This window comes from Pseudaquabacterium pictum, from assembly GCF_005403045.1.
GTDB lineage: Bacteria > Pseudomonadota > Gammaproteobacteria > Burkholderiales > Burkholderiaceae_C > Pseudaquabacterium > Pseudaquabacterium pictum.
On sequence record NZ_BJCL01000002.1, the window covers coordinates 47,704 to 68,083 of the forward strand.

General features: G+C 72.1%; 22 protein-coding genes and 1 tRNA gene. 15 read left to right on the forward strand and 8 right to left on the reverse strand.

Features of this window, described 5'->3' with window-relative positions; genetic code table 11:
• The first annotated feature begins 85 nt into the window (after window positions 1–85).
• Window positions 86–484 carry a YchJ family protein gene (locus FFT10_RS04250; RefSeq protein ID WP_137731543.1) on the forward strand — a complete coding sequence of 133 codons (399 nt, stop codon included), beginning with the start codon at window positions 86–88 and terminating at the stop codon, window positions 482–484.
• 22 nt (window positions 485–506) lie between these two features.
• On the opposite strand, the gene FFT10_RS27620 is transcribed toward FFT10_RS04250, so the two are convergent.
• Complete coding sequence (locus tag FFT10_RS27620; RefSeq protein ID WP_154694077.1) at window positions 507–662, reverse strand: hypothetical protein; 156 nt, start codon at window positions 660–662, stop codon at window positions 507–509.
• Window positions 663–730: 68 nt separating this feature from the next.
• Here FFT10_RS27620 and FFT10_RS04255 point away from each other — a divergent pair, with 68 nt between their 5' ends.
• Window positions 731–1,459, forward strand: coding sequence for a pseudouridine synthase (locus tag FFT10_RS04255; RefSeq protein ID WP_137731544.1), 729 nt, complete (start codon window positions 731–733; stop codon window positions 1,457–1,459).
• A 37-nt stretch (window positions 1,460–1,496) separates the two neighbouring features.
• A complete protein-coding gene (gene rarD, locus FFT10_RS04260; RefSeq protein WP_137731545.1) occupies window positions 1,497–2,381 on the forward strand; it encodes an EamA family transporter RarD in 885 nt (294 codons plus the stop codon).
• 9 nt (window positions 2,382–2,390) lie between these two features.
• Here the strand turns inward: rarD and FFT10_RS04265 are convergent, their stop codons facing one another.
• Window positions 2,391–2,813 (reverse strand): rubrerythrin family protein, encoded by a 423-nt coding sequence (locus FFT10_RS04265; protein WP_137731546.1) that lies wholly within the window; start codon window positions 2,811–2,813, stop codon window positions 2,391–2,393.
• 78 nt (window positions 2,814–2,891) lie between these two features.
• The gene (locus FFT10_RS04270; RefSeq protein ID WP_137731547.1) at window positions 2,892–3,749 is read right to left on the reverse strand and encodes an alpha/beta hydrolase; all 858 of its coding nucleotides are present in this window, start codon (window positions 3,747–3,749) and stop codon (window positions 2,892–2,894) included.
• A gap of 95 nt (window positions 3,750–3,844) precedes the next feature.
• On the opposite strand from FFT10_RS04270, the gene FFT10_RS04275 reads away from it, so the two are divergent.
• Both FFT10_RS04275 and FFT10_RS04280 read left to right on the forward strand, forming a co-directional pair.
• A tRNA-Ala gene (locus FFT10_RS04275) sits at window positions 3,845–3,920 on the forward strand.
• Window positions 3,921–4,473: 553 nt separating this feature from the next.
• Complete coding sequence (locus FFT10_RS04280) at window positions 4,474–4,926, forward strand: hypothetical protein (protein WP_137731548.1); 453 nt, start codon at window positions 4,474–4,476, stop codon at window positions 4,924–4,926.
• A 100-nt stretch (window positions 4,927–5,026) separates the two neighbouring features.
• Here FFT10_RS04280 and FFT10_RS04285 read toward each other — a convergent pair whose 3' ends face one another.
• Window positions 5,027–6,733: a tannase/feruloyl esterase family alpha/beta hydrolase gene (locus tag FFT10_RS04285; protein WP_137731549.1), complete on the reverse strand. Its 1,707-nt coding sequence runs from the start codon at window positions 6,731–6,733 to the stop codon at window positions 5,027–5,029.
• Between the two features lie 148 nt (window positions 6,734–6,881).
• Between FFT10_RS04285 and FFT10_RS04290 the strand changes: the two genes are divergently transcribed.
• Window positions 6,882–7,343, forward strand: coding sequence for a MarR family winged helix-turn-helix transcriptional regulator (locus tag FFT10_RS04290; RefSeq protein ID WP_137731550.1), 462 nt, complete (start codon window positions 6,882–6,884; stop codon window positions 7,341–7,343).
• 43 nt (window positions 7,344–7,386) lie between these two features.
• Here FFT10_RS04290 and FFT10_RS04295 read toward each other — a convergent pair whose 3' ends face one another.
• Both FFT10_RS04295 and hpaR read right to left on the reverse strand, forming a co-directional pair.
• A complete protein-coding gene (locus FFT10_RS04295; RefSeq protein ID WP_137731551.1) occupies window positions 7,387–8,802 on the reverse strand; it encodes an MFS transporter in 1,416 nt (471 codons plus the stop codon).
• Entirely contained in the window at window positions 8,792–9,283 is a 492-nt protein-coding gene (gene hpaR / locus FFT10_RS04300; RefSeq protein ID WP_137731552.1) for a homoprotocatechuate degradation operon regulator HpaR, read from the reverse strand. Before hpaR ends, FFT10_RS04295 begins: the two co-directional genes overlap by 11 nt.
• 50 nt (window positions 9,284–9,333) lie before the next feature.
• Here hpaR and FFT10_RS04305 point away from each other — a divergent pair, with 50 nt between their 5' ends.
• From FFT10_RS04305 to FFT10_RS04330, 6 genes are all read left to right on the forward strand, one after another.
• Window positions 9,334–10,032 (forward strand): fumarylacetoacetate hydrolase family protein, encoded by a 699-nt coding sequence (locus FFT10_RS04305; protein WP_137731553.1) that lies wholly within the window; start codon window positions 9,334–9,336, stop codon window positions 10,030–10,032.
• Window positions 10,029–10,808, forward strand: a complete 780-nt coding sequence (locus FFT10_RS04310) for a fumarylacetoacetate hydrolase family protein (protein WP_137731554.1) — start codon at window positions 10,029–10,031, stop codon at window positions 10,806–10,808. The genes FFT10_RS04305 and FFT10_RS04310 overlap by 4 nt, the downstream gene beginning before the upstream one ends.
• A gap of 10 nt (window positions 10,809–10,818) precedes the next feature.
• Window positions 10,819–12,288, forward strand: a complete 1,470-nt coding sequence (hpaE, locus tag FFT10_RS04315) for a 5-carboxymethyl-2-hydroxymuconate semialdehyde dehydrogenase (protein WP_137731555.1) — start codon at window positions 10,819–10,821, stop codon at window positions 12,286–12,288.
• Between the two features lie 2 nt (window positions 12,289–12,290).
• Entirely contained in the window at window positions 12,291–13,226 is a 936-nt protein-coding gene (gene hpaD, locus FFT10_RS04320; RefSeq protein WP_137732051.1) for a 3,4-dihydroxyphenylacetate 2,3-dioxygenase, read from the forward strand.
• Between the two features lie 13 nt (window positions 13,227–13,239).
• On the forward strand, window positions 13,240–14,043 hold the full coding sequence (hpaH, locus tag FFT10_RS04325; RefSeq protein WP_137731556.1) for a 2-oxo-hept-4-ene-1,7-dioate hydratase: 804 nt from the start codon (window positions 13,240–13,242) through the stop codon (window positions 14,041–14,043).
• Between the two features lie 78 nt (window positions 14,044–14,121).
• Complete coding sequence (locus tag FFT10_RS04330; RefSeq protein ID WP_137731557.1) at window positions 14,122–15,705, forward strand: gamma-glutamyltransferase; 1,584 nt, start codon at window positions 14,122–14,124, stop codon at window positions 15,703–15,705.
• Window positions 15,706–15,742: 37 nt separating this feature from the next.
• Here FFT10_RS04330 and FFT10_RS04335 read toward each other — a convergent pair whose 3' ends face one another.
• Window positions 15,743–16,351, reverse strand: coding sequence for a hypothetical protein (locus FFT10_RS04335; protein ID WP_137731558.1), 609 nt, complete (start codon window positions 16,349–16,351; stop codon window positions 15,743–15,745).
• Between the two features lie 180 nt (window positions 16,352–16,531).
• On the opposite strand from FFT10_RS04335, the gene FFT10_RS04340 reads away from it, so the two are divergent.
• Together FFT10_RS04340 and FFT10_RS04345 are read left to right on the forward strand one after the other, a co-directional pair.
• Window positions 16,532–17,374 (forward strand): isocitrate lyase/PEP mutase family protein, encoded by an 843-nt coding sequence (locus FFT10_RS04340; RefSeq protein ID WP_137731559.1) that lies wholly within the window; start codon window positions 16,532–16,534, stop codon window positions 17,372–17,374.
• Window positions 17,375–17,401: 27 nt separating this feature from the next.
• Window positions 17,402–18,193, forward strand: coding sequence for a VOC family protein (locus FFT10_RS04345; RefSeq protein ID WP_137731560.1), 792 nt, complete (start codon window positions 17,402–17,404; stop codon window positions 18,191–18,193).
• Between the two features lie 9 nt (window positions 18,194–18,202).
• On the opposite strand, the gene FFT10_RS04350 is transcribed toward FFT10_RS04345, so the two are convergent.
• Window positions 18,203–19,192 (reverse strand): ABC transporter substrate-binding protein, encoded by a 990-nt coding sequence (locus tag FFT10_RS04350; RefSeq protein ID WP_137731561.1) that lies wholly within the window; start codon window positions 19,190–19,192, stop codon window positions 18,203–18,205.
• Between the two features lie 168 nt (window positions 19,193–19,360).
• On the opposite strand from FFT10_RS04350, the gene FFT10_RS04355 reads away from it, so the two are divergent.
• The gene (locus FFT10_RS04355; RefSeq protein ID WP_137731562.1) at window positions 19,361–20,380 is read left to right on the forward strand and encodes a sulfate ABC transporter substrate-binding protein; all 1,020 of its coding nucleotides are present in this window, start codon (window positions 19,361–19,363) and stop codon (window positions 20,378–20,380) included.

Sequence of the window (20,380 nt, forward strand, 5' to 3'; positions counted from 1 at the left end):
CCTGCGGGGCATGGGCGCCTCACAAGGCGCCGCGGCAGTGTAGCGGCGGGGGTGCGGACGCCCGCCCGGCCCGGGACGCGGCATCATGCGCGCCATGCCCGCCGATCCACCCTGCCCCTGCGGCCTGCCCGCCCGCCTGTCCGCCTGCTGCGGCCGCTGGCATGCCGGGCCGCTGCACCTGCAGGCGCCCGATGCGGCGGCGCTGATGCGCTCGCGCTACAGCGCCTTCGTGCTGCGCCTGGCCGACTACCTGCTGGCCACCTGGCATCCCCGCACCCGGCCGCCGGCGCTGGACTTCGAACCCGGTCAGCGCTGGCTGGGCCTGCAGGTGCTGGCCCACCAGATGCAGGATGCCGACCGTGCCACCGTCGCCTTCGTGGCGCGCAGCAAGCTGGCGGGCCGTGCCCAGGTGCTGGCCGAGACCAGCCGCTTCGTGCGCGAGGACGGCCGCTGGCTCTACCTCGACGGCACCATCCAGCCGTGACCGGCCGGATGCAGACGGTGGATCAGGCCCGGGTGGCGCGGCGCAGCAGGCCCAGGGCCTCGCTGACGGCCACCAGCGAGGCACCGACCAGCCGTGGCAGCTGCGCCAGCGGCGCCAGCAGCCTGGCCACTGCCGCAGCGCGGCGGGCCTGTGATCCGACGGGGACGATCTGCATCATGGCGGCGTGTTCCTGGACGGGGCGGTGGGGCAATGGACGCGATGGTGCCGGCCAGCGATGACAGCGTGATGGCAGCAGGCACGGCCGGCGGGCTGGACCTGCTGCATGCCGATGCCTGGCTGCTGGCGGTGCACAAGCCCGCCGGCCTGCTGGTGCACCGCACGGCGCTGGATGCGCAAGCCGACGACGACGTGGTGACCCGGCTGCAGACCGCGCTGGGCGCGCCGGTGTGGCCGGTGCACCGGCTGGACAAGGGCACCTCGGGCGTGCTGCTGCTGGCCCGCGATGTGGACAGCGCCCGCGCCTTGGGTGCGGACTTTGCCGCCGGCCGGGTGGACAAGCATTACCTGGCCCTGGTGCGCGGCTGGCCGGCCGATGCCGGCGAGACCGACGCGCCGCTGGCGCGCGACCCCGAGCTGCCATCCACCGGCCAGCCGTTGCTGCCCGCCCGCACCCGCTGGCAGGTGCTGCAGCGCCTGGTGCTGCCCATCGCCACCCATCCGCAGCATGCCGACACCCGGCTGGCCCTGGTGGATGTGCAGCCGCTGAGCGGCCGCCGCCACCAGATCCGCCGCCACTTCAAGGCCCTGGCCCATCCGCTGGTGGGCGATGCCACCCACGGCAAGGGGCCGCTGAACCGGGCGGTGGCCGCCCACCTGGGCCTGGCACGGCTGTGGCTGCATGCCCAGACGCTGGCGATCACCCACCCTGCCACCGGGACCCGGCTGCCACTGCAGGCCCCACCCGGGCCTGAATGGCAGCGCCTGGGCGCAGCGCCGCTGGCGGCCGGGCACTGACGCAGGCGCGGGGCGGCCGGGCCGCGACAATCCCGCGATGCCTGCCGGACCCCTTGCCGCCGCCCTTGCCTACATCCTGTGGGGCCTGTTCCCGCTCTACATCAAGCCGATCGCCCACATCCCGGCGCTGGAGATCGTGCTGCACCGCTCGGCCTGGTCGCTGGTGTTCGTGCTGGGCCTGCTGGTGGTGCTGCGGCGCTTTGCCTGGCTGGTGCCGGCGCTGCGGCAACCGCGCACGCTGGCGCTGTTCGGCCTGAGCGCGCTGCTGCTGGGCGGCAACTGGCTGCTCTACGTGTGGTCGGTCAACAGCGACCGCGTGCTGGATGCCAGCCTGGGCTACTTCATCAACCCGCTGGTCAATGTGCTGCTGGGGTACGTGGTGCTGAAGGAGCGGCCGCGGCCGCTGCAGTGGGCAGCGGTGGCGCTGGCGGCCGGCGGCGTGGTGTGGCTGGCGGTGGGCGTGGGCCATGTGCCCTGGGTGAGCCTGGTGCTGGCAGCCAGCTTCGGGCTGTACGGCCTGCTGCGCAAGACCGCCACGCTGGGGGCGGTGGAAGGCCTGGCGCTGGAGACCCTGCTGCTGGCGCCGCTGGCCGTGGGCGGGTTGCTGTGGCTGGCCGCGCACGGCCAGGGCCACTTCGGCCAGCCCCCATGGGGCGACAGCGCCTGGTTGGTGCTGGCCGGGCCGTTCACCGCGGTGCCGCTGCTGCTGTTCGCCTGGGGCGCACGCCAGGTGTCGCTGGCCACGCTGGGGCTGCTGCAGTACGTCAGCCCGTCGATCCAGTTCCTGCTGGGTGTGTTCCTGTACCAGGAGCCGTTCAGCACCGGCCGCGGCATCGGTTTCCTGCTGATCTGGGCGGCGCTGGCGCTCTACAGCGCCGAGAGCTGGCGGATGCTGCGGCGGGCACGGCTGGCCGCCGCCTGAGCCGCCGGCTCAGTCCTGCAGCGAATCCAGCGCCTTGCGGAAGCGGCTGGCGTGCGAGCGCTCGGCCTTGGCCAGGGTCTCGAACCAGTCGGCGATGTCGGTGAAGCCTTCGGCGCGGGCGGTGCGGGCCATGTCGGCGTACATGTCGGACGACTCGTGCGTCTCGCTGGCCATGGCGGCGGCCAGGTTCTGGCGGCTGGTGCCGATGGGCAGGCCGGTGGCCGGATCGCCCGAGCCGCCTTCCAGGAATTCCAGGTGGCCATTGGCATGGCCGGTCTCGCCCTCGGCGGTAGAGCGGAACAGCGCGGCCACGTCGTTCTGGCCCTCGATGTCGGCCTTGTTGGCGAAGTACAGGTAGCGGCGGTTGGCCTGCGCCTCGACGGCGAAGGCATCTTTCAGGTTCTGCTCGGTCCGGGTTCCCTTGAGGCCCATGGGATGCTCCTGGTCAACGGTGGATGGGAGGCCGGTACGGCGCCTGGCAGCCAGTGTGCACCAGGGCCCGGCGTCCTGTCAGGCGGCCAGGCCCAGCAGGCGCAGCGCATGCTGGTGGGCCCGGCCGACCGGATCGACCAGGTCGTGCAGCACGGTGAAGTGGTTCAGGCCGGGCAGCGCCTCGCACACCGGCACGGTGCTGGGGCCCCACTGGTCGCGGATCAGCTGGTTCTGGCGCAGGAACTCGTCACTCTCCAGGCCGCCCACCAGGGCGGCCAGCGGGCCGCGCGGCCGCGGGAAGAAGGCCGGGCTGAGCCGGCGCACCGCCGCCGGCGTGAGCTGCAGATCGGCCGCGAGGAACGGCGTCTGGCGGATCGGCTCGAGGTCGAACACGCCGGAGATGGCCATGGCGCCGTGCACCAGCCGCGGCGGCAGGTCCTCGGCCACGGTCTTCCAGCGGCAGGCCAGCAGCATCGCCGCCAGGTGGCCGCCGGCCGAGTGACCCGCCACCACGATGCGGTTGCGGTTGCCGCCATAGCGCGCAGCATGGCGCCAGGCCCAGGCCAGGGCGCGGGTGGTCTGCAGCGCGATCTGCTCGATGCTGGCGGCCGGGCACAGGGTGTAGTTGGGCACCACCACCATCGCGCCGGCCTGCACGAAGGCCGGGGCGATGAAGCTGTGGTCGGCCTTGTCCAGCGCCCGCCACCAGCCGCCGTGGATGAACACCAGCACCGGCGCGCCATCGGCGCGGGCAGGGAACACATCCAGCGTTTCGCCGGGATCGGTGCCGTAGGGCTCATCGAGCACGCAGGTCATGCGCTCGCGCGACAGCGCCGAGGCCTGGGCCCAGCGCGGCAGCAGCACGGTGGCAGCTTCGGGCACGCGGGCGCGGTTGTTGTATTGGGCATCGTGCCAAGCCGCGTCGTGGAGAGCCATGGAATCGGTCCGGGTGTCGTGGAAGCCGAGGTTGTACCGCGACTGCGGCGCGCGGCTGACGCGATTTCCTGCTGCTAGAATTCTCCGGTTCGTGTGGGGGTGTAGCTCAGCTGGGAGAGCGTCGCGTTCGCAATGCGAAGGTCAGGAGTTCGATCCTCCTCATCTCCACCACCGACATCTGATCTGATTTCAAGGGCTTGGCACGCGCCAAGCCCTTTTTCTTTGGGCGCGGGTTCGGTGTTGACCAGAAACCGGCAGAAGTCCGGATGGCTCAGTTCCTGAGCCAGCGGCCAGGGAGGATGCCGTCATCCGACGACTCCAGGCGCAACGCCCACCCGACCATGGCCCATCCACTCGCCGCCTGCATGGCCGCCCTGCTCCACCTGAACGGTTGGCCCAACCAGCCCCCGGCGCCCGACGCGGCGCGCATCACCCTGGCCACGCTGAACCAGGCGCGCAAGACGCTGCCCCACCCGGCCACGCCGGCCTACCGGCTGCGCCAGCCGGCCAGACGCCCGCTCAGCCGGCCTGCGTGGCCATTCCCTGTCGACAGCAGCTGCGACACCATGCCGGGCGCCGAGCCGACAGAAACGCTGGCTGCGCATGAAGGCCTGGCTGGTCGGCCAGTCGCTGGCCGGCCTGTTGGCCACCAACGTGGCCGCGCTGACGCTGGCCAACGACAACCGGCAGCTCGCGGCCAGAGGCCAGCGCCTGCAGACCGCCCATGACGGCCTGGCCCGGCGGCATGCCCAGGCCAGCCACACGCGCCAAGGTCATCGCCGCATCGGTGAACAGGCGGCTCGCAAAGGGCGTCGCACGCAACACGGCGGCGATCCCGGCCGAGTCGGTGCCCTATGTGGGCATCGGCGTCACGCTCAGCGTGACGGCGCTGGACATCCACGATGCCTGCCAGACGATGGCGGAGATCAACGACCTGCTGAAGCTGCTGAACCAGGGCGAAGAGCGCGCCGATTTCTGTGCCACCCGCCTGCCCACCGTGGCGCAGGTGGTGCAGCGGCTGAAGACCGACTGGCGCGCCAGCATGGAGCGCGTGGCCGCCGATGCACGGGCCGTGCCGGCCGCCATGGCGGTGCCTGACATCCGGCTGCCGACCGCCGGCGAGACCCGCGCCGTGGTCTGCCCGATCCTGGGCGGGCCGGCCTGGCTGCAGTGCTGACGCCGGCCGCTGACCCACGCGCGAGGGGGTGACAGGGCGCGCTGGGTGGGCGTCTTCCCCGACGGCGGGGACACCGCGGCCACCGACGCGGACGCCATCATCACTGGCAGCGGAAGCTGTCCGCCGACTCCAGGTTGCCCGAGCCGTTGTAGGTGGCCACCTTGGGGAAGGGGCACAGCGGGCGGCTGCGGGTGGCCGACCAGCCGGCGGGCAGCTCGGCGTTGGCACCACCGGCGTTGCCGGCACCGCGGGCGCTGGCGACCACGCGGTCGGGCGCGACGCCCTGTTCCACCCATTGCACCAGCGGCGTGAGCATGTCGAACTGGTCGGTGGCGGGGCCGCCGGCGCAGTGGTTCATGCCCGGCACGCCGTACAGCCGCGCGAAGTTGCCGGCATCGCCGCCGTTGGCCGTGGCCAGGTTCTTGTACCAGGTGACCGAGTCGTCGTAGCTGAACACCGCGTCCGACACGCCGTGGTAGACCATGACCTTGGCGCCACGGTTCTTCAGCGCGCCCAGCTGGGCCGGGTTGGGCGGCGTCATGAAGGCCATGGCCGACTCGGTGTAGGTGGCGTTGGTGGCGGTGATGCCGGCGTTCAGGCTGTCGATCGAGACGGTGAGCGGGTTGGCGATGAAGCCCGGCGGCACGCCGAAGATGACCCCTGCAGCCAGGGGATCGAGCGCCTGCGAGATCACGAACTCCCAGCCGGCCCAGTCGTTGCCCACCATGCCCGGATCGAACGGGAAGCTGTTGTAGATGGCCGCGCCGGTGCTGGTCTTGGCGCCGGCAAAGATGCTGGCGACCACGCTCTTCTGGTCGGCGGTGAGGCAGGTGCCATCGCGCGCGCCGCTGCAGGTGGGCACATCGGTGGCCAGGCTGAAGCTGGTCTGGCAGCGCGCGGTGTCGGCCACGATGCCGTCGGTGGCGCCGTCGAGCGCGTCGCACTTGGCCAGCACACGGTCGGCCACCAGCCGGCGCTCGGCCGCGGTGAAGCCGGTGCCGAGATCGGGGACGGTGCCACCGAACGGTGCCGGGGTGGTGGCCCCGGGCGTGGCCAACCGGGCGTACTGCTGGGCGCCCCAGATCTGCGCCACCGCGGCCTTGGGCAGGTTGTAGCCGGGCGCACCGGCGAGGAAGCCGTCGTACTCCTGCGCCAGCCGGGCAGTGGCCACCAGGGCATGGCGCCCGCCGTTGGAACAGCCGCCGAAGTACGACCGGTCCGGGCCGCGGCCGTAGCCGGCGGTGATCAACGCCTTGGCCATCGGCGTGAGCTTCTGGGCGGCCTGGTAGCCGTAGTCCAGCCGGGCTTGCGGCTCGAAGCCGAAGGTGGCGGTCTGCGCGGCGGTGTGGCCGGCGTCGGAGCTGATCACGGCAAAGCCCTGCAGCAGGGCGCTGGTGAGCGCGCCGCCGCCCGTGCCGGCGCCGGTGGCCGTGACCACGTTGCCATCGGCGCCGCCGTTGGCCTGGTAGTAGTAGCGGCCGTTCCAGGCCTGCGGCAGGCGCATCTCGAAGCCGATGGCATAGCTTTGACTGTCGCTGCCAGTGCGCGGGTACATGCGGCCTGTCACCCGGCAGTGCGCCGGCACCGCCGTGCCGGCCACGCTCAACGTGCCGGCGGCGACGTCGGCCGCACTGTCGACCACGGTGTTGGCGAAGTTGAAGCTGGTGGCCAGGGCCGCGCAGGCCGACAGCGTGCCGGGTTTGGCCGCGCTCAGCCTGGGCAGGTCAGCCTCGTCGTCGCTGCCGCCGCAGGCGGCCAGCATCACGGCCGCGAGACCCGCCGTGAGCTGCCAGGTGAGATGCTTCATGTTGCCTCCAGTGTGGAATTGACTTTCCGCCTATTCACTGGCGGAAGCGGCAAAGATATAACCAGCCTGGAACTATTTGATCTGGCGTAAACCCGGGTGGCACCCAGCTGGCGTGCGGGGGCGCCTGGGGCTGGCCGACAATGCAGACATGAGTCGACATGCCTCGGCGCTGCAGGAAGGTGATCTCGCCGACGTCCTGGGCTACCAGATGACGCGGGCCGTGCTGGTCCTGGAGCAGGCCTACGAGACGGCGGCCGGATCCAGCACCGGCCTGCACCGCGTGGAATACACGGTGCTGGCCTTCGTCAAGGCGAATGCAGGCTGCACGGCAGCGGTGCTGGCGCGCACGCTGGGCGTCTCCACACCCAACATGGCGCTGTGGCTGGACAGGCTGAGCGGCAAGGGCCTGCTGGCACGCCGGCCCAGTGCCACCGACCGCCGCGCCAACCACCTGCACATCACCCGCGAGGGTGGCGACCTCCTGCGGCAGGCCACGGCTGCGATCGCCGCGGCGGAGAACGAGGCGCTCGCCGGCCTGAGCCCTGGCGAGCGCGTGCTGCTGGGCGAACTGCTGCGGAAGGTCGCCGCGGCCAAGCTGGCCGCGGGCTGACGGCCCCGGCACCCGCCGGCAGCAGGCCGGGTGGGCAGACCGGTCAAGGCCGGGCCGTCTGCACCCGCACCCGCAGCAGGCTGGTGACGCCCCCCACCGCCGCCAGTGCCGCCGCCACCCCCAGCGCCAGCACCGGCACCTGGCCCGGGTGGCCGGCCTGCAGGCCGTAGAGCAGGCCGATCACCAGCGCGCCGATCGACTGGCCGGTCAGCCGCGCCGTGCCCAGCATGCCGGCCGCGCCGCCTGAACGGTGGGCCGGCGCCGAGGTCACGATGGTGTGGTTGTTGGGCGACTGGAACAGCCCGAAGCCGATGCCGCAGACCCCCAGCCACCCGGCCAGCGCCAGACCCGACGGATGCGCCGGCAGCAGCGCCAGCCCGGCCAGCCCCAGCGCCAGCAGGCCCAGGCCGATGCCGCCCAGCAGGCCGCTGGGCACGCGGCCGATCAGGCGCCCGGCCAGCGGCGCCGACAGCACCGTGCCGGCCGGCCAGGCGGCCAGCAGCCAGCCCACCTGGCCGGCGCTGCGCTGCAGGCCGTCCAGCAGCAGGAAGGGCAGCGCCACCGCCGCCAGCGTCTGCGCGCCGAAGGCCGCCACCGAGGTGCACATCGACAGCCGGAACACCGGGATGGCCAGCAGGTCCACCGGCAGCAGCGGCACGGCCTGGCGCCGCTGCCGCCGCACGTAGACCACGCCCACCACCACGCCTGCGGCGATCAGGCCCGCAGCCAAGGTCGGCGCCGCCGGCAGCTGGCCGTGCGGCACCAGGCGCTGCACGCCCAGGAACAGCAAGAGAAACATCGCCGCATTCAGCAGCCCGTCCAGCCAGGGGATGCGGGTGCCGACCGGTGCCGGGCTGCGGTTGGGCGGCAGGCTGCGCCAGGCCAGCAGCAGCAGCCCCAGCGCGATCGGCACGTTCAGCGCAAACAGCCAGTGCCAGGACGCCAGTGACAGGATGCCCGCCGCCACCGCCGGCCCGGCCACCGAGGCCACCGCCACCACCGCCGAGTTGATGGCGATGCCGCGGCCCAGCAGCCGCGCCGGGTAGATCAGCCGCACCAGCGCCGCATTGACCGCGAACACCCCGGCCGCACCGGCGCCCAGCAGCGCCCGCGCCAGGGCCAGCTGGGTGGCACTGGTGGCCAGCACGCTGGCCAGCGAGGCCAGCGCAAACAGCGCCACGCCGGCCAGGTAGACACGCCGGTAGCCGAACAGGTCGCCCACCATGGCCAGCGGCAGCAGCAGCACCAGCACCGCCAGCTGGTAGGCATTGAGCAGCCAGACGCCGTCGGATTCGCTGATGCGCAGATCGCGCACGATGCCCGGCAGCGCCAGCGTGACCATGGTCGCGTCCAGCACCGACAGGCCGATGCCCAGCAGCACCGTGGCCATCGCCCAGTGGCGGGCCGGGGTGGGCAGGCCGTCGCCGGGGGCGTGGGCGTGGGCGGAATCAGTCGGCATCGTCGGCCGGCAGGCTGCCCAGCAGGCCGATCAGCTCGTCCAGCGCGGCATAGAAGCCGTCGATGAAGTCGCGGCCGATGTGGGCCTCGATGGCGGCATAGGCCGCCTCGATCTGCGGCGCCATCGCGGCGGCCAGCGCCTGGCTGCGCGCGGTCAGCTGCACCAGCACGCGGCGCTGGTCCTGCGGTATGCGGGCGCGCTGCACCAGGCCCAGGTCGTCCATGCGGGCCAGCACGCCGGCCAGGCTGGGGCTGGAGAGGCGGCACACCTGGCCGATCTGCCGCGGCTCCAGCGGGCCCTGCTCCAGCAGCGCGCGCACGATGCGCCACTGCTGCTCGGTCACGCCGTGGGCGTTGAGAATCGGGCGGAACTGCGCCATCACGCCTTCGCGCGCCTGCAGCAGCAGCAGCGGCAGGTTGCGGTGGTGGAAGGCCGGCCCGGCGGCACTGGCCGCGGCCTTGGGGCTGCGACGGGTTGACATGCTCACATCTTAGCGACTAGATTGCTCACATCCTAGTGATCCACCCATCCATGCCCGTCTCCACCAACTTGCCGGCCACGCTGCCGCGCCTGGACTTCGCGCCCTGGCGCCTGAGCGGCGTGGTCTACACCGCGCTGCTGAACGATCCGCGCCAGGTGGCTGCCCTGGGCGATGCAGTGCACCAGCCGCCCTACAAGGCGCCGCCGGCCCATCCGGTGTTGGCCGTGCGGCCGCGCAACACCCTGGCCGGCGATGGGGATGCCATCGGCGTGCCGGCTGGCGCCGATGCGCTGCGCACCGGCCCCGGTCTGGGCCTGGTGATCGGCCGCACCGCCTGCCGCGTGCCCGCAGCGAGCGCATTGGACTGGATCGCCGGCTACCTGGTGGCCAACGACCTGAGCCTGCCGATCAGCAGCCACTACCGCCCCGCTGTGCGCCAGATGGCCCGCGACGGGTTCTGCCCGCTGGGCCCGGCGGTGCCGGCCGGCGCGGTGGCCGACCCCGATGCGCTGGCCATCACCCTGGCGCTGGACGGTGCGGTGGTGTGGCAGGGCCACACCAGCGGCCGGGTGCGCGGCGTGGCCCAGCTGCTGGCCGACGTCACCGACTTCATGACCCTGCAGCCCGGCGACGTGCTGTTGCTGGGCATCCCGGCCGATGCACCGCTGGCCGCGCCCGGCCAGGCCATGGTGGTCGACATGCCCGGCGTCGGCCGCTTGCACAACACCCTGGTGGCGGAGGCCGCATGAAGACCGCACGGGTCGCCCACAGCGGCGCCATCCACACCGCCACGCCGGTCGACGGCGACAGCACCGCCCGCCTGCGCCTGGCCGACGGCCGCACCGTGGCCGAGGCCGACGTGGTCTGGCTGCCGCCGTTCGACGTGGGCAGCATCATCGCCCTGGGCCTGAACTACGCCGACCATGTGAAGGAGCTGGCCAAGGAGCTGACCGTCACCACCCAGGACGAGCCCCTGGTCTTCCTGAAGGGCCCGGGCAGCCTGGTCGGCCACCAGGGCGCCACCCGCCGGCCGGCCGGCGTGGCCTTCATGCACTATGAATGCGAACTGGCGGTGGTGATCGGCCGGCCTGCGCGCAACGTGCGCGGTTCCGATGCCATGGCCCATGTGGCCGGCTACACCGTCTGCAACGACTACGCGGTGCGCGACCACCTGGAGAACTGGTACCGCCCCAACCTGCGGGTGAAGAACCGCGACGGCGGCACCGCGCTGGGCCCGTGGTTCGTGCCGGCCGAGCTGGTGCCCGATCCGCATGCGCTGCAGCTGCGCACGCTGGTCAACGGCCGCGTCACCCAGCAGGGCAGCACCGCGCAGATGATCCACCGCATCCCGGCGCTGATCGAGTACCTCAGCAGCTTCATGAGCCTGCAGCCGGGCGATGTGATCCTCACCGGCACGCCCGACGGCGTGGTCAATGTCAGCGAAGGCGATGAAGTGGTCTGCGAGATCGACGGCATCGGCCGGCTGGTCAACCACATCGTCGGCGACGCCATCTTCGGACGTTAGGACCCTTCCCATGCGCATCCAGCACCTGATCAACGGCCGCGCGGTCGACAGCCGCGACAGCCTCGAGACCGTGAACCCCGCCACCCAGGCCGTGCTGGCCGAGGTGGCCGCCGGCGGCGCCGACGAAGTGAACGCCGCCGTCGCCGCCGCCAGGGCCGCCTTCCCCGCCTGGGCAGCCCGCCCGGCCACCGAGCGCGCCGCGCTGATGCGCAAGCTGGGCGACCTGATCACCAGGCATGTGCCCGAGATCGCCCGCACCGAGACGCAGGACACCGGCCAGACCATCAGCCAGACCGGCAAGCAGCTGGTGCCGCGCGCGGCCGACAACTTCCACTACTTCGCCGAGATGTGCACCCGGGTGGATGGCCACACCTACCCCACACCCACCCACCTGAACTACACCCTGTTCCACCCGGTGGGTGTGTGCGCGCTGATCAGCCCCTGGAACGTGCCCTTCATGACGGCGACCTGGAAGGTGGCGCCGTGCCTCGCCTTCGGCAACACCGCGGTGCTGAAGATGAGCGAGCTGAGCCCGATGACGGCCGACCGCCTGGGCCAGCTGGCGCTGGAGGCCGGCATTCCGGCGGGCGTGCTGAACATCGTGCACGGCACCGGCCGCGCCACAGGCGAGCCGCTGTGCGGCCACCCCGATGTGCGCGCCATCAGCTTCACCGGCAGCACCGCCACCGGCAACCGCATCATCCAGACCGCCGGGCTGAAGAAGTTCAGCATGGAGCTGGGCGGCAAGAGCCCGTTCGTCATCTTCGACGACGCCGACCTGCCGCGCGCGCTGGACGCCGCGGTGTTCATGGTCTTCAGCAACAACGGCGAGCGCTGCACCGCCGGCAGCCGCATCCTGGTGCAACGCAGCATCTATGCCGACTTTGCCGAGAAGTTCGCCGCACGCGCCCGCCGCATCACCGTGGGTGACCCGCTGGACGAGGCCAGCCTGGTCGGCCCGATGATCAGCCAAGCCCACCTGGCCAAGGTGCGCAGCTACATCGACCTGGGCCCCAAGGAAGGCGCCACGCTGCTGTGCGGCGGCGTGGACCGGCCGTCGTACGCGCCGGCGCTGGCGGGTGATCTGCAGCGCGGAAACTTCGTCTGGCCCACGGTGTTTGCCGATGTCGACAACCGCATGCGCATCGCGCAGGAAGAGATCTTCGGCCCGGTGGCCTGCCTGATCCCGTTCGACGACGAGGCCGACGCGGTGCGCATCGCCAATGACATCCCATACGGCCTGAGCAGCTATGTGTGGACCGAAAACCTGGGCCGCGCCCACCGTGTGGCCGCGGGCATCGAGGCCGGCATGTGCTTCGTCAACAGCCAGAACGTGCGCGACCTGCGCCAGCCCTTCGGCGGCACCAAGGCCAGCGGCACCGGCCGCGAAGGCGGCACCTGGAGTTACGAGGTGTTCCTGGAGCCCAAGAACATCGCGGTGTCGATGGGCAGCCACCACATCCCGCACTGGGGGGCATGACGATGGGCACGCTGGCGCTGGCCGCCAAGATCACCCATGTGCCGTCGATGTACCTGAGCGAGCTGCCCGGCCCGCGCCACGGCACCCGGCAGGACGCGATCGACGGCCACGCCGAGATCGCCCGCCGCTGCAAGGCGCTGGGCGTGGACACGCTGGTGGTGTTCGACACCCACTGGCTGGTCAATGCCAGCTACCACGTCAACTGCGCGCCGCACTTCAAGGGCAGCTACACCAGCAACGAGCTGCCGCACTTCATCAGCAACCTGGCATACGAATCCCCTGGCAACCCGGTGCTGGGCCGGCTGCTGGCCCGGGTGGCCAGCGACCACGGCGTGGAGACCCTGGCGCACGACGCCACCACGCTGGCGCCCGAGTACGGCACCCTGGTGCCGCTGCGCTACATGAATGCCGACCAGCACTTCAAGGCGGTCAGCGTCTCGGCGCTGTGCATGGCGCACTACCTGAATGATTCGGCCCGGCTGGGCTGGGCCTTCCGCCAGGCGGTGGAGCAGCACTACGACGGCACCGTCGCTTTCCTGGCCAGTGGCTCGCTGAGCCACCGCTTCGCCCAAAACGGCCTGGCGCCGGGATACGCCTTCAAGCTGTGGAGCCCGCTGCTGGAGCGGCTGGACCGCGACGTGGTGCGCCTCTGGCAATCGGGTCGGCAGCAGGACTGGGCCGACTTCTGCGCCATGCTGCCCGAGTACGCGGCCAAGGGCCACGGTGAAGGCTTCATGCACGACACCGCGATGCTGCTGGGCGCCCTGGGCTGGAGCGCCTACGACGCGCCGGTGGAGGTGCTGACGCCCTACTTCGGCGCCTCGGGCACCGGGCAGATCAACGCGCTGTTCCCGGTGACGCCGCAGGACGGCCGCGCCATCCCCGCCGCCCAGGCCTCGGCGGCTGACGGCTTCAGCCGCGTCGCCACACGGCTTTGAACGGAGCAACCACATGCTGCCCATCGACACCATCCAGGCCCTGGCGCGCGAGCTGTACCAGGCGCGCAAGACCCGCACCGCGCTGCGCCACTTCTCGGCCCGGCATCCGGGCATGACCATCGACGACGGCTATGCCATCCAGCGCGCCTGGGTGGCGCTGGAACTGGCCGACGGCCGCAGCATCCTGGGCCGCAAGATCGGCCTGACCTCGCGGGCGATGCAGCTGTCCAGCCAGATCGACGAGCCCGACTACGCGCCGCTGATGGACGACATGTTCTTCCAGGCCGGCACCGACATCCCGTTCAACCGCTTCATCGCGCCGCGCATCGAGGTGGAACTGGCCTTCGTGCTGGGCCGGCCGCTGCACGGCCCGCGGGCCACGCTGTTCGACGTGCTGCGCGCCACCGACTACGTGGTGCCGGCCATCGAGATCATCGACGCCCGCATCGAGCAGTTCGACCGCGAGACCAAGGCGCCGCGCAAGGTGTTCGACACCATCAGCGATTTCGCCGCCAATGCCGGCATCGTGCTGGGCGGCCGGCCGGTCAAGCCCGACGCGGTGGACCTGCGCTGGGTGGGCGCGCTGCTGCACAAGAACGGCGTGGTGGAAGAGACCGGCCTGGCCGCCGCGGTGCTGAACCACCCGGCCAACGGCGTGGCCTGGCTGGCCAACAAGATCGCCCCGCACGGCGAGCAGCTGAACGCTGGGGACGTGGTGCTGGCCGGCTCGTTCACCCGGCCGACCACGGCGGTGGCGGGCGACAGCTTCCATGCCGACTACGGGCCGCTGGGGTCGGTGACCTTCCGGCTGGTCTGAGCGACGACCGACTGGTCGCTAAGATGTGTTGACGATCCGGCCAACGGCCAGCCCTCCTCTTCCACCCCACTGCGCACCATGGACAACTTCTCCAACACCCAGACCGTGCGCAAGCAGGTCATCGCCACCCGCGGCGGCGTGGTGGCCGCCCAGCACCGGCGCGCCGCCGAGGTGGGCGCCGCCGTGCTGGAAGCCGGCGGTGACGCGGTGGACGCCGCGGTGGCGGTGTCGTTCGCCATCGGCGTGGTCGAGCCCTGGATGAGCGGCCCGGCCGCCGGCGGCTGCATGACGCTGTGGCGCGCCGACACCGGCCAGGCCCAGGTGGTGGACTACGGCATGCGTGCGCCGCTGGCGCTGAACCCGGCCGACTACCCGCTGGCCCAGGACGGCCGCAGCGCCGACCTGTTCCCCTGGCCCCGGGTGGTGAACGACCGCAACCAGCAGGGCGCCACCGCCGTGGCCGTGCCCGGCGTGGTGGCCGGCATGGCACTGGCCCATGGCCGCCACGGCCGCCTGCCCTGGCGTGACCTGGTGCTGCCCGCCGCCGCGCTGGCCGAGCAGGGCATGATCGCCGACTGGTACTCGGGCCTGCTCACGGCCTCCACCGCCAAGGCGCTGTCGCTGGACCCGGATGCCGCGCGCATGTTCCTGGACGACGGCCTGTTCGCCATCGTCGAAGGCTGGACGGCCACCACCCAGCGCCACCTCGACCAGAAGGCGATGGCGCGCACGCTGCAGCAGCTGGCCGCCGAGGGCGCCGATGCCTTCTACCGCGGCGGCATCGCCGAGGCCCTGGTGCGGGATGTGCAGGCCAAGGGCGGTTGCCTGTCGCTGGACGACCTGGCCGGCTACCGCGCCGAATGGGCCGAGCCCCTGGCCATCGCCTACCGCGGCGGCCGCATCCATGCCCCACCCGGCCTGACCGGCGGCCCCACGCTGGCCGCCGCGCTGGCCTTGTTGAACGAAGGCCCGCCACCACCGCCCGGCGGCCCCGGCGCAGCCAGCAGCCTGGCCACCGCCCGCGCCCTGCATGCCGCGTTCGATGCCCGCCTGCGCGGCATGGGCGACCACGACAGCCCGCGGGCACCGGGCTGCACCACCCATTTCAGCATCGTCGACCGCCACGGCAACATGGCCGCGGTCACGCAGACGCTGCTGTCGATCTTCGGCTCGCGGGTGGTGTCGCCCAGCACCGGCCTGTTGCTGAACAACGGCATCCTGTGGTTCGACCCCGAGCCCGGCAAGCCCAATTCCCTGGCCCCGGGCAAGCGCTGCCTGGCCAACTACTGCCCGGTGGTGGGCGAGGCGGCCGATGGGCGGCGCTTTGCGCTGGGCGCCTCGGGCGGCCGCAAGATCCTGGGGTCGGTGCTGCAGCTGGCCAGCTTCCTGGTCGACCACGGCATGGACCTGGAAGGCGCCTTCCACCAGCCGCGTTTCGACATCAGCAACAACCAGCGCCAGCTGCTGGCCGACCAGGCGCTGCCCGCCGCCGTGCAGGCCGCGCTGGCCGCCGAGTTCACCGTGACGCCGGTGCGCCGCCAGCCGCACCCCTATGCCTTCGCCTGCCCGGCCGGCGTGCTGCGGCACAGCGGCTGGAACACCGGCTGCACCGAGATCGCCTCGCCCTGGGGCGATGCGGTGGCCGAGCGGCTGCCGGGTTGAACGCCGGACAGTCCACCGCCCGCCCGGCCCCGCCGGATCAGCGCCTGTGGCGGCGCAGCATGCCCTCCACCGACGCCACCACCGTGGCGTAGGCGTCGGCCGACGGGCCGGTGGTCAGCACGCGGGACGCGTTGGTCTGGCCACCCCGGTCGTCGCCAGGCGGCGCAGCGACGATGCGCAGTTGCAGCGCGTGCCAGGTGCCGGCAGCAGCAGCCAGCTGGTCGACCGACGCGCGCCCATGCGCCGCGACCAGCCAACCGTCATGGCGTTGCAACCAGTCGCCCACACCCGCCTGCTGCTGGTGCAGCCGGTCGATCGCCGCATCGCGTTCGGCGCCGCGCGGCAGCAGCACCAGCAGGGACTCGGTGCCGCGGCACTCCTCCACCAGGGAGACCAAGGCGCGAAGCGCCTGCACCTCCGCCTGCACGGGCTGCGGTGGCGGACGCGACAGCCGTGACACTGCCTGCTGGGCACCCAGCACCAGCAACACCAGCGTCAGGCCGACCACCGCCGCCCGCCAGGGACGGAACAGCCAGGGAAAGTCGCTGCGCAGCCAGAGCGACAGCGCCGACGGAGGATGCTGGAACGCGCCATCGACCGGTGCGCCGACCTGCTGGGGTGGGGGAGTGTGGGGATCGGCTGCCATTCGTTGATTATCAATTTGTTCATTTATTCTGACTTGCATCGAACGTGCACAGGTGCACAGGGGCGGCGCCACCCCCGCGAACCGGTGGCGCGTGCCCGCATGCGCCTGGCCGCGCGCCCGGATGGGCCCGCGGCGCGTACCGGCGCAGAATCCGCCACGCCCATCCCTGCAGGAGCACCGATGACCGCTGACCGACCCAGCATCGCCGCGAAGCGGCAGAACTTCCGCGCGCTGCACGCCAGCGGCTGCTTCGTGCTGCCCAACCCCTGGGACGTGGGCAGCGCCCGCTGGCTGCAGGGCCTGGGCTTCCAGGCGCTGGCCAGCACCAGCTCGGGCCTGGCCTGGTCGCTGGGCGCAGCCGACAACCGGCTCAGCCGCCAGCAGGTGCTAAACCACCTGCACACCCTGGTGGACGCCACCGACCTGCCGGTGAACGCGGATTTCGAGAACGGCTTCGGCGCCGATGCCACGGCGGTGGCCGACAGCGTGCGCCTGGCGGTGGCCACCGGCGTGGCCGGCCTGTCGATCGAGGATTCCACCGGCGATGCCACGGCACCGCTGTTTGCGCTGGAGGTGGCGGTGCAGCGCCTGCGCGCCGCGCGCGCGGCCATCGATGCCGCCGGCGGCGAGGTGCTGCTTGTCGGCCGGGCCGAATGCTTCCTGGTCGGCCAACCCGACATCGACACCACCATCACCCGGCTGCAGGCCTATGCCGCTGCCGGGGCCGATGTGCTGTACGCCCCCGGCATCCAGCAGCCCGAGCACATCCGCGCCGTGGTGGCCGCGGTGGCGCCCAAGCCGGTCAACCTGCTGGTGGGCAGCCCCAGCCCGATGGCGGTGGCCGACATCGCCGCGCTGGGCGTGCGCCGCATCAGCGTGGGCGGCGCGCTGGCGCGCAGCGCCTGGGGCGGCTTCCAGCGCGCGGCCCAGGCGCTGGCCGAAGGCCGCTTCGACGGCTTTGCCGGCGCCGCCGCAGGCAGCGGCCTCAATGGCTTCTTCGGCCCCGACGCCACCCGGCGCTGACCGTCCACCCTGACCGGAGACACCACCATGGCCCTGCCACTGGACCACCTCGTCATCCTGGTGCCCGACCTGGACACCGCCATCGCCGACTACCGCGCGCAGGGCTTCACCGTGCAGCCCGGCGGCACCCATGCCGACGGCGGCACCCACAACGCGCTGGTGGTGTTTGACGACGGCGCCTACCTGGAGCTGATCGCCTTCCTGCGGCCGCACCCCGGCCACCGCTGGGCCGGCCACGCGGCGCGGGGCCACAGCGGCTTCGTCGACTTTGCGCTGCTGCCGTCCAGCGTGGGCGCGGTGGTGGCCGAGGCCGCCGGCCGCGGCCTGGCCTACACCGGCCCGCATGACGGCGGCCGGCTGCGGCCCGATGGCGAGCGCCTGGTCTGGCAGATGGGCCTGCCGCCATCGGCCGAATTGCCGTTCCTCTGCGGGGATGTGACCCCGCGTCACCTGCGCGTGCCCGAAGGCGCCATACGCCAGCATGCCAATGGCGCCACCGGCGTGGCCTGCGTGACGGTGGCGGTGACCGACATGGAAGCCAGCCTGGCCCGCTACAGCGCCCTGCTGGGCCAGCCGGGCGAACGCCTGCCGCTCACCGGCCTGGGCCTGCAGCAGGCGCGGCTGCAACTGGGCCCGACGGCGTTGCTGCTGGTGGCACCGGGCGCCGGTGCCCATGGCCCGGCGGCACAGGCGCTGCACAGCGCGCTGGGCGGCCGCAGCGCCGGCGTGGTCGGCATCGCGCTGCGCGGGCCGGGGTCGGCCAGCCTGTCATTGACGCGCTGCCACGGCGCACCGATCGAGATCGTCACCGGCGGCTGAGGCCGCGCCTCACACGCCGCGGGCCAGCAGCGGCGCGTAGCGCGCGTCCCAGAACGGCGCCACCTTCGTCGGCGCGTCCAGCACGCCGGCCTGCAGGAACACATCGGCCACCTGCTGGTGGGCGGCCACCGTCTGCGGGCTGGGCGGCAGCACCGCATAGTCGGTGCTGCGCTGGTTCCACAGCTCGATCAGGTCGCCCACGGCCACCCGGGTCTCGGCGTTCTGGGCGCGCGCGAAATCCAGGTAGTGGCTGTTGGCCCACAGGTAGGCGCGGCGCAAGCGCAGCAGGAAGTCGCCGATCGCCGCCTCGCGTGCCGGATCGGCCAGCGCCTTCGGGTTGGCGAAGACCGGGAAGTTGCCCGAGGCAAAGCCATGGGCTGTCTTCACCACCCGGCCGCCATGCTGCAGCCGGGCCAGCTGGCCGTTGTAGCCCCAGATCGCCCAGGCGTCGATGTCGCCGCGGGCAAAGGCCTGCAGCGCATCGGCCGGCGCGAGGTGGGCGCTCTGGATGTCCGACAGCTGGAGGCCCGCCCCGGCCAGCTGGCGGCTGAGGAAGTAGTGCGCGATGGTGCCGCGGGCATAGCCCACCCGCCGGCCCTTCAGGTCGGCCACGCGGCGGATGGGCGTGGCGCCGCGCGCCACCGTCACCAGGTTGTTCAGGTCCTCCCGCACCACGGCGATGAAGCGCACAGGGGCCTGCTGGCGCGCGGCGAACAGCGCCGGCACCTCGCTGCCGAAGCCCAGGTCCAGCGCATCGGCCTGGATGGCCTCGACATGCAGGGTGCCGTTGTTCAGCTCGCGCCAGGCCACCTGGTAGGGCGGCGGCGGCAGCCCCGCCGCGGCCAGCAGCGCGCGCCAGTTGCCCTTGTAGGTGCCCACGCGCAAGGTCACGCCGGCCAGGTTGTCAGCCGCCCGGGCACCGCCCGCGCCGGCCCAGGCGGCCAGGCCGGCGCCCAGCACCGTGCGTCGCCGGGCGCCCCGGATCTCATCCTGCTGCATCGTCAATCTGTGGTCCCTTCGTCAGGAAAAAGGCGCGCAGCATAGCCTGGGCCTGCGCGGCGACCGGCCGGTTTATCTGTTTTCCGAATATCGATGCGCTGATTCCGCGGTTGGGTGGCGATCACTGCCTGACCACAATCCGCCGCTTCGCCCTGACTGCCCCCTCCGATGACCGCTGCCTCCCTGCCCCGTCGCGCCCTGCTGGCCTCTGCCCTGCTGCTGCTGGCCGCCGCGCCAACCCAGGCCCAGACCAAGACCCTGCTGAACGTCAGCTACGACGTCAGCCGCGAGTTCTACAAGGACTACAACGCCGTCTTCGCCGCGCACTGGAAGAAGACCACCGGCGAGACGCTGACGCTGAACCAGAGCCACGGCGGCAGCAGTCGCCAGGCCCGCAGCGTGGTCGAAGGCCTGGAGGCCGACGTGATCACGATGAACCAGGCCAACGACATCGACATCCTGGCCGACCAGGGCAAGCTGATCCCCGCGGACTGGGCCAAGCGCCTGCCCGACAACAGCGCGCCCACCACCAGCATCAGCGTGATCCTGGTGCGCAAGGGCAACCCGAAGAACATCCGCGACTGGTCGGACCTGGGCAAGCCCGGCGTCGGCGTGATCATTCCCAACCCCAAGGTCACCGGCAACGGCCGCTACACCTACCTGGCGGCCTGGGGCGCTGCGGTGCAGGCCGGCGTGCAGCCGGCGGCAGCGCAGGCGCTGGTGGAGCGCATCTTCGCCAACGTGCCGGTGCTCGACGGCGGTGGCCGCGCGGCCACCACCACCTTCGCGCAGCGGGGGCTGGGTGATGCGCTGGTCACCTTCGAGAGCGAGGTGCCGCTGATCCAGCGCGAGTTCGGTGGCGGCTTCGAGGTCATCTACCCCAGCCGCACCATCCTGGCCGAAAACCCGGTGTCGATCGTCGACAAGGTGGTCGACAAGCGGGGCATGCGCAAGGAAGCCGAGGCCTACCTGAAGTTCCTGTGGAGCGAGGAAGGCCAGGCCGTGGCCGCCAAGCACCACCTGCGGGTGCGCAACGCCAAGGTGATGGCCCAGTTCGCGAAGGACTTCCCCAAGGTGCAGACCTTCACCGTCGACCAGGTGTTCGGCGGCTGGAAGAAGGCCCAGGCCGACCACTTCAACGACGGCGGGCTGTACGACCAGGTGATCGCCAAGGCCAAGCGCCGCTGA

Bases quoted from the DNA above. Each gene is read 5' to 3' on its own strand.
- FFT10_RS04330 (WP_137731557.1), top strand. From the start codon at position 14,122: ATGGACAACTTCTCCAACACCCAGACCGTGCGCAAGCAGGTCATCGCC.
- FFT10_RS04270 (WP_137731547.1), bottom strand. From the start codon at position 3,749: ATGGCTCTCCACGACGCGGCTTGGCACGATGCCCAATACAACAACCGC.
- FFT10_RS04345 (WP_137731560.1), top strand. From the start codon at position 17,402: ATGGCCCTGCCACTGGACCACCTCGTCATCCTGGTGCCCGACCTGGAC.
- FFT10_RS04255 (WP_137731544.1), top strand. From the start codon at position 731: ATGGCAGCAGGCACGGCCGGCGGGCTGGACCTGCTGCATGCCGATGCC.
- FFT10_RS04280 (WP_137731548.1), top strand. From the start codon at position 4,474: ATGACGGCCTGGCCCGGCGGCATGCCCAGGCCAGCCACACGCGCCAAG.
- FFT10_RS04250 (WP_137731543.1), top strand. From the start codon at position 86: ATGCGCGCCATGCCCGCCGATCCACCCTGCCCCTGCGGCCTGCCCGCC.
- hpaH (WP_137731556.1), top strand. From the start codon at position 13,240: ATGCTGCCCATCGACACCATCCAGGCCCTGGCGCGCGAGCTGTACCAG.
- FFT10_RS04305 (WP_137731553.1), top strand. From the start codon at position 9,334: ATGCCCGTCTCCACCAACTTGCCGGCCACGCTGCCGCGCCTGGACTTC.
- FFT10_RS04340 (WP_137731559.1), top strand. From the start codon at position 16,532: ATGACCGCTGACCGACCCAGCATCGCCGCGAAGCGGCAGAACTTCCGC.
- hpaR (WP_137731552.1), bottom strand. From the start codon at position 9,283: ATGTCAACCCGTCGCAGCCCCAAGGCCGCGGCCAGTGCCGCCGGGCCG.
- FFT10_RS04265 (WP_137731546.1), bottom strand. From the start codon at position 2,813: ATGGGCCTCAAGGGAACCCGGACCGAGCAGAACCTGAAAGATGCCTTC.
- FFT10_RS04290 (WP_137731550.1), top strand. From the start codon at position 6,882: ATGAGTCGACATGCCTCGGCGCTGCAGGAAGGTGATCTCGCCGACGTC.
- FFT10_RS04335 (WP_137731558.1), bottom strand. From the start codon at position 16,351: ATGGCAGCCGATCCCCACACTCCCCCACCCCAGCAGGTCGGCGCACCG.
- FFT10_RS04355 (WP_137731562.1), top strand. From the start codon at position 19,361: ATGACCGCTGCCTCCCTGCCCCGTCGCGCCCTGCTGGCCTCTGCCCTG.
- FFT10_RS04285 (WP_137731549.1), bottom strand. From the start codon at position 6,733: ATGAAGCATCTCACCTGGCAGCTCACGGCGGGTCTCGCGGCCGTGATG.
- hpaD (WP_137732051.1), top strand. From the start codon at position 12,291: ATGGGCACGCTGGCGCTGGCCGCCAAGATCACCCATGTGCCGTCGATG.
- FFT10_RS27620 (WP_154694077.1), bottom strand. From the start codon at position 662: ATGATGCAGATCGTCCCCGTCGGATCACAGGCCCGCCGCGCTGCGGCA.
- FFT10_RS04310 (WP_137731554.1), top strand. From the start codon at position 10,029: ATGAAGACCGCACGGGTCGCCCACAGCGGCGCCATCCACACCGCCACG.
- rarD (WP_137731545.1), top strand. From the start codon at position 1,497: ATGCCTGCCGGACCCCTTGCCGCCGCCCTTGCCTACATCCTGTGGGGC.
- hpaE (WP_137731555.1), top strand. From the start codon at position 10,819: ATGCGCATCCAGCACCTGATCAACGGCCGCGCGGTCGACAGCCGCGAC.
- FFT10_RS04350 (WP_137731561.1), bottom strand. From the start codon at position 19,192: ATGCAGCAGGATGAGATCCGGGGCGCCCGGCGACGCACGGTGCTGGGC.
- FFT10_RS04295 (WP_137731551.1), bottom strand. From the start codon at position 8,802: ATGCCGACTGATTCCGCCCACGCCCACGCCCCCGGCGACGGCCTGCCC.